Source organism: Microcystis sp. T1-4 (assembly GCF_000297435.1).
In the GTDB taxonomy this organism is placed as follows: domain Bacteria; phylum Cyanobacteriota; class Cyanobacteriia; order Cyanobacteriales; family Microcystaceae; genus Microcystis.
The window spans coordinates 1-9983 of record NZ_CAIP01000180.1 but is presented as its reverse complement, the minus strand read 5'-3'; the positions used below and the strand labels follow the sequence as shown (position 1 = coordinate 9983).

Below are 9983 nucleotides of genomic sequence, written 5' to 3'. Positions count from 1 at the left end.
AGATATACAATCGAGGTCATTGGCTCCCCCGATTATATTGTCGGGGTTGACCTGGATTCAAACGTAACATCCAACTACGGGACTGTAACCGAGACATTTGTTGAGGTACCTAATGTCTTAGTTTCAACTAACGGCTCACCGGTCCCTGCTAGCGGTTTCATCCCTATCGCCCCCAAGAAACTGTTGACCGTCACAAATACCCTAAATAATACTGGTGGCGCCACTGAAGGTCTAATAGACTTCCAAAATTCTTTCCGTCAATCCGTTCCCGAACCGGGTACTATCCTCGGACTTCTGGCGGTGGGTGGTTTAGGATTGGTTTCCCGCTTCAATAAGCAAAAATAACAGTTACCAATGTGTGCAAGACATTGATAACTGTGACGTTGAAGAAGAATAGCTAAAGGTTAGATGCCCTGGGAGGATTTCTAACTTTTTCTTAAGTGTTGATTCTAACACAAGTCAAGACCTGATTTTGGTTTTTAATCAACTTCTGTAGGGGCGTACCGCGTACGCCCTCCCCTCGAAGGCAATTCGCCCCTACGGTGGGAAAAATTCGTATTCTGTAGGGGCGTACCGCGTACGCCCTCCCCTCGAGGGCAATTCGCCCCTACGGTGGGAAAAATTAGAGTATTGTAAAGTGTAATTCTGTGCGGCCATTTAGGGGAATTCCTCAAGGCTATATAATTAAGCTTTGGGTAATTTGTCCCACCATATTTCTTGCCCGCGAAAAACTGATGTCTTCTTTACTTTCCGCTATTCCCCTCGACGCGATCGCTTATAATCCCCAGGGTTTAGTGCCGGCGATCGCTCAAGACTATCTTGATGCTACAGTGTTAATGATGGCCTGGATGAATCGGGAATCCCTCGAAAAAACCCTCACCACTGGGGAAGCGTGGTATTGGAGTCGTTCTCGTCAAGAATTGTGGCACAAAGGGGCCACCTCGGGCCATATCCAAAAAGTGCGTCAAATTCGCTACGATTGCGATAGTGATGCTATCCTACTGACTATTGAGCAAATCGGTGATATCGCCTGTCATACCGGCGAAAGAAGCTGTTTTCACCAAGTAAATTCGCAAAAATCACCGCCAGCGGCCGACACCCTCTCGGAATTGTTTAAGGTAATTTGCGATCGCAGAGACGAGCCTCATCCGGAATCCTACACCTGTAAACTTTTGGCCGGAGGAGATAACAAAATTCTCAAGAAAATCGGCGAAGAATCGGCAGAAGTGGTCATGGCCTGCAAAGATAATGATGGCGATGCTATTGCCTCAGAAGTGGCCGATCTTTTTTATCATACCCTCGTCGCCCTCGCCTATCATCAAGTCCCCCTGCGAGATGTCTATAAAAAACTGCAAGACCGGCGCCGGTAATCAGTTATCAGTTATCAGTTATCAGTTATCAGTTATCAGATTTGAGTTTTAAGTGGGTGGGTGGAATTAAATATAAGATGAACGTAGGTTGGGTTGAAGCATGAAACCCAACGCCCGATTATGTTACGCTACCGCTAACCCATCCTACAAATAATTGTGCCTCCCTACTTAAGTGTTAAGTTTCCGATTCCTGAATACCGTCTCCTGACTCCTGACTTGAAAGAGGGTGTAGGGTGTAGGGTGTGGGGTGTGGGGGGATGGGGAAATGGGGAGACCACTTCGTGCGCGTTGCGGGGGGAAGTGGGGAAGTGGGGAAGTGGGGGAATTTCAACTAAAACCCTTAAACCCTAACACCCTAACACCCCAAAACCCCCAACACCTTTTTTGACTTTTGACTTTTTACTTTATATTTGTGGTTTACGACTTAGTAATTATCGGTGCCACTCCTGCGGGGATAGAAGCGGCTTTGTTGGCTGTTCACCTCAAAAAAAGGGTGGCTTTAGTGCAACAGCCTTCTAGGGACAATTTAGAGGCATCTGAGGACATTTTTAGCAAGGGCTACAGCCAAATTATCCATCTCTATAAACTGCTTAATCATTGGCAAGAAACGGCTATTTATCCCCAATGGCAACGGTTGCGGCAATGGTTAGAGGAAGTGGATAAAACTATTAATAAATATCATTCTTTGGCAAGATTAGCCACGGAAGGAATAGACGTGATCCTGGGTGGGGGGGAATTTGTCCGGCTGCCCCATTTAGGATTCGTGGTTAACGGTCGGCAATTGTTGGCTAAACACTATCTTATCGCCCCGGATTTTTCTCCGCAAGTCCCGAAAATTTTCGGCTTAGATGATGTTAATTATTTTACCGCTCAAACCCTTTGGCAAGAGCCAAATTTAGACAAGTTGGGACAACATTTAGGGATTATTGGCAACAGCAGCATGGCTGTGAGTTTAGCCCAAATTCTCCGACGTTTGGGGAAAGAAATTAGCTTAATTATCGAGGATAGTTATCTACTACCGGATATTGATCAGGAAATCTCCTCTTTAGTTACTGCCATTTTAGAAGCGGAAGGAATTAAGATTTTACCCGGCTATTGTCCTAGTCAAGTGAAAGCGATCGAGGGTCAAAAATGGCTACAATTAGGTAATCGTGTTATCGAAGTTGATGATCTGATTTTTGCCGGTAATTATCAAGTCAATGAACAGGGATTAAATTTGGTCGGGGTGGGAGTGAAACTAGAACAAGGATTAATCAAGGTTAATCAGCAGTTACAAACCGATAATTCCCGCATTTATGCTCTAAATTTACTCAGAAATAATTATCCCGATCCTACTTTAAATCACCGGGCCGCTTTTGGGTTAGTCAAGCATCTGCTCACGGGAGAAAAATTTAACTTTAATCCCGATCAAATTCCCTCATTTATTGCTTTTGATCCGGCTATTGCTTGGGTGGGTTTAACCGGAAAAGCGGACCAGGACAGCTATGGTGAGCAGGTAAAGATGATCAACTATCCAATTAAAAATATGGTCTCACAGCAAATCTGGGGGGAAACCACGGGATTTTGTCAATTAATCTACCGACAAGATGGTAAAATACTGGGAGCGCAAATAGTCGGTAATCAAGCAGCAGAAATGATTAGTATTATCAGTTTAGCTTTACAAGAAAATTTAACCATACAATCCCTCAATAAAAATATTTATGCTTGGGGAAGTATGGGAGAGATTATTGGAGAAATGACGGAATTAATCCCCCAGAAAAAATCTTGGTTAACTTGGCTAAAAAAATTATTTAGATAATTAGATTGAGAAGGAAGATTAAATTATGAAACCGAAATTTATTGTCTTTGAAGGTATTGACGGATCTGGAACAAGTACCCAAGCAAAACTCCTACAAGAATATTTTTTCAAGCGAGGGGAAAAAGCAGTTTTAAGTCCAGAACCTTCCGAGGGAGTCATCGGTCGTTTGATTCGAGAAATAATGCAAACTAATCTTATTTCTATCCAAGATCAAAATAAATTTGACCGACAAATGGCTTATCTGTTTGCAGCTGATCGCCATTATCACTTATATAATGATCACGATGGCGTTTTTAAACTTATTCACCAAGAACAAACCCACGTTATCACTACTCGTTATTATTTTTCCTCCCTGGCCTACAATTGCAATAATCCCGAAGAATTTGCGTTTGTTCGGCAGTTAAATCAACATTTTCCCAATCCCGATTTAGTCATTTATATCGATGTTCTTCCCGATATTTCTCTGGCAAGAATTAAAAACCGAGCCATCACAGAAGTGTACGAAAAACAAGAAAAATTAATCAAAGTTCGTCAGATGTTTCTGGATATATTTAAAGAATATAAAGATAATTGTTTACAACTGGATGGCAGTGATACAATAGAACAGCTTCACCAAAATATTATTAATTATCTTGACCGAATTAATTTAAATCCATGCTTAGTACAGAAACCACCCCTAAATTCATCTACCAACCCCACTATAAACCCAATCAATTAATCTGCGGTCACGGCCAAACGGCAATTATCACGGGATGGACAGTAAAACAGTCCCTTGCTAAACATTTAAATACCGACCAATACGCAGTAATTGGTAATCTTTATAGTCCCACCAGAGGAATTAGTCCCCTGCTGAGAAACTTAATAGCAAATCCCCACGTTAGATATTTAGTTATTCTCAATGCGACTAAGGAAGATAAAAACTCTGGTAGCTGTCAGTGTTTGCTAGATTTTTTTAGTCAAGGATTTCAGTCAGGAAAAAGTGACACAGGTAGAGAATGTTGGCTAATTAATTCTTCTATCACGGGATATATTGACAAAGAAATTAACCGAGAAACTCTCGAAAAATTACGTCAATCGATTCAATACCAAATGGTTAAATCTATCCCAGAAGCGATTGAAACTGTCAAAAATTATGCAGAACAATCTCCCTTACCAACTTGGGGAGAACCCTTAATCTTTCCCCTCTTAGAAAATCTTCCTTCTCTCCTACCCGGGACAAGATACGGTCATCGCATTGAAGGCAAAACTATTGCCGAAACTTGGGTAAAAATTCTCCAAAAGATTAAAACCACTGGCACAATTAGACCGACGGGATATGATGGTAAATGGCAAGAATTAATTGACCTAATGGCCGTTGTCACAAATGAACCCTCAGACTTTTATTTTCCCGAACCTAATTATTTGCCTATAGATAGAGCTTTTCTTACCGAATATATCGGACAAATTCTCGATGATTCCCCTATACACCAAGGAGTTAAATACACCTACGGTCAAAGATTGCGCTCTTGGTTTGGTCGAGACCAAATTGCACAGGTTATCAATAAATTAATCTCAGAAATTGACGCCGCTAGTGCAGTTATGTCCCTCTGGGATGTGAAAGACCACGAAAAGGGAGGTAGTCCCTGTTTAAATCATATTTGGGTGCGAGTGGTGGAAAATGAATTGTCTCTCACTGCAATATTTAGAAGTAATGATATGTTTGCCGCTTGGCCGGCAAATGCCATGGGATTGCGCGCTTTACAGCAACATATTAGAGATGAGATTAGTAAGCGCTCTGACTACAATTTATCAATGGGTCCATTGATTACTATCAGTCAATCGGCCCATATATACGATGATACTTGGGAAAATGTCGAACGATTAATCGCCACCCAGTACGATAAAATTGTCAATCAGCGCGATTTTTTTGACCCTAGCGGTAACTTTTTGATTTCTGTGGAAAAAGAACAAATTCTTCTCCAACAAACCACCCCCGGCAGTGGGGAAATTGTCGCCTGTTATCAAGGCAAAAATCCCCTCAAATTAATCCGCGAGCTTGCCGCTACTAATCCCGCAATTATTCCCGAACATATCGGTTATCTGGGAATCGAACTACAAAAGGCATACAACTGTCTCAAGAATAATCAGCCGTATATACAAGACCAGTAGGAATTATGAATTATGAATTATGAATTATGAATTGGGAATTGGGAATTGGGAGTTGGGAGTTGGGAATTATGAATTGGGAATTGGGAGTTGGGAGTTGGGAATTATGAATTATGAATTATGAATTATGAATTGGGAATTGGGACCTATTTTCAGTGAAGGGTGAACAGTAATCATCAGATCTACCCATTATTAACCCTATTGCTGAATAACTATTTTAGGCTGTAGGTAGTATTCATCTTCTCTGACAACTATCTCACCAATGCCGAGAAATTGAGCCTCTAAAGACTCCACGGCAACCAGAGAACCTATCATAACATTTGTATCGGTGAGATTAATTTTTCTGCCGTGAAACCAATCGATAACTCTCTCTGGTGTCAAAGAAATCCAGTCTAGATGTGCCAAGGCAATGCGAGGCGAAATTAAACCCTCGGAATTAGCCATTAAAGCTTCGAGATTAATACTATCAGCTAATTGAAAACCACAGCTTTCCGTGCGAGTTAAACTGGCTAAAGTGCCACCCACAGCTAACACCTTGCCCAAATCTCTGGCCAGGGAACGGATATAAGTCCCCGATCCACAGTCAATATCTAGCTCTATTTGTGGAAATTCGCCCTCTAACCAGCCTAAAACCGTAATTTGGTCAATTTTGACCTGACGAGGCTCCACTGCGATTATTTCCCCTTTGCGAGCCAATTCGTAGAGACGGCGACCATCCTGGTGAATAGCACTATACATCGGCGGAATCTGAGCAATATTGCCAATAAATTCCGCTAAATGGGGTTTAACTGCCTCTAAAGTTAAATCGCCACAGGGACAAGTGGCGATCGCTTTTCCCGTAATATCATCGGTATCGGTGCTGAGTCCTAACTGGATTTTGGCCCGATAAGCCTTATTTTCGGGTAAATAGGGCAGTAATCGGGTGGCAGATCCGACGGCGATCGGTAAGACTCCCGTAGCCATAGGGTCTAAAGTTCCGCCATGGCCGACTCGTTTTGTCTTAAGAATTTTTCGGACTTTGGCCACACAATCGTGAGAAGTCCAATCGGGGGGTTTATTGAGATTTAAAAAGCCAAACATTATAAATTATCAATTATGAATTATGAATTATGAAGTGGGGTGGTGGGGTGATGGGGTGATGGGGAGAATAGATAAAAGCAATCTCCTCAATTCTGAATACTGACGGCTGATAGCTAAAAATCTGACGTATTATATAATTGCATAACTTCGCTTAAAGGTAAACGGGAACGAACACCGAGGGAAAGGTCAGAAAAATGACCAAGATCATAATGATCAACGGCAGCGCGAGCAATCATAGCGGCGTTATCAGTACAGAGTTTAAGCGGCGGAAAATAGACGGTTAAATCATGATTTTTGGCGGCAGTTTCCAGATGATTTCTCAAGGCACTATTAGCAGCCACTCCTCCCCCGATCGCGATAGTTTTTAAACCATAATCTAAGGCACAATTGATTGTCCGACGGGTTAAACTTCTGGCTACCGTATCTTGAAAACTAGCGGCTATATCAGCTACGGGTAAATTATCTGGCTCGAATTTCTCTACTAAGCGCAAAACAGCAGTTTTTAAACCGCTAAAACTGGAATCGTAGGCATGAAAACCGCCGGAAGGTAAAGATATTTTACCTTCAGGTAAGGGAAAAGCTTGGGGATTACCATCTTTAGCCATGCGATCGATGATCGGACCTCCGGGATAACTTAAGTTTAATAATCGTGCCACTTTATCAAAAGCTTCTCCGGCTGCATCATCTCTAGTGGTTCCTAATTGTTGATATTTACCGCAGCCCTGCACATGGATTAAACTGGTATGACCTCCAGAGACTAAAAGAGATAAAAAAGGAGGTTTAAGATCAGATTCAGCTAGATAGGAAGCATAGATATGACCTTCGAGATGATGAATGCCGATAAAGGGTTTATCGTGGACAATAGCGAGGGTTTTGGCTGCCGTCATTCCCACCATTAAAGCACCTACTAAACCGGGGGCAACTGTGGCGGCTATTCCATCAATTTCTGACCAAGTTAAACCCGTTTCTTGCCAAGCTTTTTCTAGACAAAAATTAATGGTTTCTAAGTGTTGTCGGGAGGCCATTTCTGGCACAACACCGCCATAGAGACGATGGAGATCAATTTGAGAAGAAACCACACTACTCAACACACGGTTATGGTTAACAATAGCCACAGCCGTTTCATCGCAACTGGTTTCGATCGCTAAGATAATTGTCATGATTTAATCAGTAAATCGTCAGACACCCCCCTTATTAAGGGGGGATTAAGGGGGAATCCATCTTTAATTTAATTATAACCACTTACTTAATTTTGCTTAGGTACTTAATTAAAATTATCGTTCAGCAATTTCCATAGCCACCACCGCCGGGAGTTTCAATAATAAAAATATCACCGGGGTTCATTTCTACAGTCGCTGTGCCGGGCAATTCTTCGATAGTTCCATCGTTTCTTTCCACGACATTACGTCCTATTTTACCGGCTTTTCCTCCCGCTAGTCCAAAGGGGGGAATCTGGCGATTACCCGATAAAATATTAGCAGTCATGGACTCTTGAAATTTAATTCTTCTAATCACACCATCACCTCCAGAATATTGTCCCTTGCCGCCACTATCGGGGCGAATGCTAAAACTTTCCACTAATACAGGATAACGCATTTCTAATACTTCCGGATCGGTGAGACGGGAATTAGTCATCTGGGTCTGTACGGCAGCAGTTCCCGCAAAATTTGCCCCCGCACCAGAACCGCCACAAATAGTCTCATAATATTGGTACTTTTGATTGCCAAAAGTGAAATTATTCATCGTTCCTTGACTGGCTGCCTGAATGCCTAAAGCGCCGTATAAAGCATTAACTATAGCCTGGGAAGTTTCCACATTTCCCGCTACTACGGCTGCTGGATAAACGGGATTAAGAAAACAGCCAGATGGGATAATTAAATGGAGGGGTTTGAAACAGCCAGCATTTAAAGGAATTGCCTCCTCCACAAGGGTACGAAAAACGTATAAAACCGCCGCTCTTGTCACTGCCAGGGGTGCATTAAAGTTATTATTTAACTGGTTAGATGTGCCAGTAAAATCGATGCTTGCTTGACAATTTTCAATATCTATGGTAATTCTGACCTTGATGACAGCACCGTTATCTAGATAATAGGTAAATTCGCCATCTTTCAAGACAGATATAGCTTTTCTCACCGCTAATTCGGCATTATCTTGAACAAACTGTTGATAGGCTTTAACCATAGCTAATCCGTAGCGATCAACCATATTATGTAATTCTCTTTCTCCCTTAGCATTAGCAGCTATTTGTGCCTGAAAATCGGCAATATTTTGGGCGATATTGCGTGCAGGAAAAGGACTATTAGTTAAGTGATTAATTAATTCTTGTTCCCGAAACTGTCCCGCCGCTACCAGCAAAAAATTATCGAATAAAATTCCTTCTTCGCTAATATGGACAGAGTGGGGAGGCATAGAACCGGGGGTAATGCCACCGATATCAGCTTGATGTCCCCGGGAGGCAAGATAAAATAATATTTCCTGATTTTGGCGATCAAAAATAGGACTAATTACTGTGACATCCGGCAGGTGAGTACCGCCATTATAAGGATTATTAGCCAGATAAACATTCCCCGGACGAATCGTCTCACCTTTATCCTGAATTAAACTTTTAACACTATCGGCCATAGAACCTAAATGGACGGGAATATGAGGAGCATTAGCGATTAAGTTTCCTACCTCATCAAAGATAGCACAGGAGAAGTCTAGACGTTCTTTAATATTGACACTTGCTGCCGTATTTTGGAGAGTAATCCCCATTTCTTCGGCAATAAATTGATAGAGATTTTTAAAGATTTCTAGATAAATAGGATCGGCAACGGTAGTTATTTCTGTGCGGTGAGAATTGAGAGGGGACATAGGAAAATCAGTTATCAGTTATCAGTTATCAGTTATCAGTTATCAGTTATCAGTTATCAGTTATCAGTTATCAGTGATTAGTTATCAGTTAAGCTGTACTGAATTTAATTGGAAATTTTAGTACAAATGCTCAAACTGCCTCTCCCTGCTCCGCGGCTCTGGCACTCCCCTGCAATCTTAACGAGTAATTTAGATAGTCAACAGCTTACTGGTGATCACTGGCTGTTCACTGTTCACCGATCACTGTTCACTGATAGGGGCTGACTGATATATAATCGCAGTCAGTACCAGAGGGTGAATTATGGATAAAACCAGCTTGATCGATAAAGTGAAACAAATGGCTAATAAACGCGATTATTTACTGCAATTGCGCGATAAACCCGACATTGGGGGACTGAGATTAGATGTTAATCAAGCTCTTGAGGAGTTGGATGAATTACTCGATGAGTTTCAAGCAACTTTTCCTGAAGAAAAACTTAGTTAACTATCCGACTCGATGGAATTGAGATTTGTCCGATTGTGCTAATTTTCCCAAGTCATCGATCGCTTTGATCATATCTTGGGAAGATATATCTTTAGAGCAGTATAGATCAAAGGCTGTAGTTTGATTATTTTTTTCCATTGGAAGATTTGCCAAGGAACTATAGGCGATAATGCGGACATGGGGGTCGAATTGTTTGATATGAATAGCGGCGCTGTGTCCATCTAAGACAGGCATCCGTACATCTAAAATAATT

10 protein-coding genes are annotated in these 9983 nt (G+C 41.8%); 6 read left to right on the top strand and 4 right to left on the bottom strand.

Annotation, left to right across the window (positions count from 1 at the left end; translation table 11 throughout):
* The 5 genes from MICAI_RS27075 to MICAI_RS11100 all read left to right on the top strand — a co-directional run.
* Positions 1-345 (top strand): PEP-CTERM sorting domain-containing protein (locus MICAI_RS27075; RefSeq protein ID WP_039900014.1); only part of this gene is annotated, 345 nt, incomplete at its 5' end.
* A gap of 389 nt (positions 346-734) precedes the next feature.
* On the top strand, positions 735-1370 hold the full coding sequence (gene hisIE, locus MICAI_RS11115; protein ID WP_008201700.1) for a bifunctional phosphoribosyl-AMP cyclohydrolase/phosphoribosyl-ATP diphosphatase HisIE: 636 nt from the start codon (positions 735-737) through the stop codon (positions 1368-1370).
* 412 nt (positions 1371-1782) lie between these two features.
* A complete protein-coding gene (locus MICAI_RS11110; RefSeq protein ID WP_008201698.1) occupies positions 1783-3168 on the top strand; it encodes a dihydrolipoyl dehydrogenase family protein in 1386 nt (461 codons plus the stop codon).
* 25 nt (positions 3169-3193) lie between these two features.
* A complete protein-coding gene (gene tmk, locus MICAI_RS11105; protein ID WP_008201695.1) occupies positions 3194-3886 on the top strand; it encodes a dTMP kinase in 693 nt (230 codons plus the stop codon).
* Positions 3823-5316, top strand: a complete 1494-nt coding sequence (locus MICAI_RS11100) for a thymidylate synthase (RefSeq protein ID WP_008201693.1) — start codon at positions 3823-3825, stop codon at positions 5314-5316. The genes tmk and MICAI_RS11100 overlap by 64 nt, the downstream gene beginning before the upstream one ends.
* A gap of 195 nt (positions 5317-5511) precedes the next feature.
* On the opposite strand, the gene truB is transcribed toward MICAI_RS11100, so the two are convergent.
* The 3 genes from truB to MICAI_RS11085 all read right to left on the bottom strand — a co-directional run bounded on the left by truB (position 5512) and on the right by MICAI_RS11085 (position 9246).
* A complete protein-coding gene (gene truB, locus MICAI_RS11095; RefSeq protein ID WP_008201691.1) occupies positions 5512-6393 on the bottom strand; it encodes a tRNA pseudouridine(55) synthase TruB in 882 nt (293 codons plus the stop codon).
* 113 nt (positions 6394-6506) lie between these two features.
* Complete coding sequence (gene tsaD, locus MICAI_RS11090) at positions 6507-7553, bottom strand: tRNA (adenosine(37)-N6)-threonylcarbamoyltransferase complex transferase subunit TsaD (protein ID WP_008201690.1); 1047 nt, start codon at positions 7551-7553, stop codon at positions 6507-6509.
* Positions 7554-7674: 121 nt separating this feature from the next.
* Positions 7675-9246 (bottom strand): hydantoinase B/oxoprolinase family protein, encoded by a 1572-nt coding sequence (locus MICAI_RS11085; RefSeq protein WP_008201689.1) that lies wholly within the window; start codon positions 9244-9246, stop codon positions 7675-7677.
* A gap of 301 nt (positions 9247-9547) precedes the next feature.
* Between MICAI_RS11085 and MICAI_RS11080 the strand changes: the two genes are divergently transcribed.
* Positions 9548-9730 carry a hypothetical protein gene (locus MICAI_RS11080; RefSeq protein WP_002734024.1) on the top strand — a complete coding sequence of 61 codons (183 nt, stop codon included), beginning with the start codon at positions 9548-9550 and terminating at the stop codon, positions 9728-9730.
* Here the strand turns inward: MICAI_RS11080 and MICAI_RS11075 are convergent.
* The coding region (locus MICAI_RS11075) for a response regulator (RefSeq protein ID WP_039900011.1) at positions 9731-9983 on the bottom strand (253 nt) is incomplete at its 5' end.

Coding starts and splice junctions, on each gene's coding strand:
- MICAI_RS11080 (WP_002734024.1), top strand. CDS start 9,548: ATGGATAAAACCAGCTTGATCGATAAAGTGAAACAAATGGCTAATAAA.
- hisIE (WP_008201700.1), top strand. CDS start 735: ATGTCTTCTTTACTTTCCGCTATTCCCCTCGACGCGATCGCTTATAAT.
- tmk (WP_008201695.1), top strand. CDS start 3,194: ATGAAACCGAAATTTATTGTCTTTGAAGGTATTGACGGATCTGGAACA.
- tsaD (WP_008201690.1), bottom strand. CDS start 7,553: ATGACAATTATCTTAGCGATCGAAACCAGTTGCGATGAAACGGCTGTG.
- MICAI_RS11085 (WP_008201689.1), bottom strand. CDS start 9,246: ATGTCCCCTCTCAATTCTCACCGCACAGAAATAACTACCGTTGCCGAT.
- truB (WP_008201691.1), bottom strand. CDS start 6,393: ATGTTTGGCTTTTTAAATCTCAATAAACCCCCCGATTGGACTTCTCAC.
- MICAI_RS11100 (WP_008201693.1), top strand. CDS start 3,823: ATGCTTAGTACAGAAACCACCCCTAAATTCATCTACCAACCCCACTAT.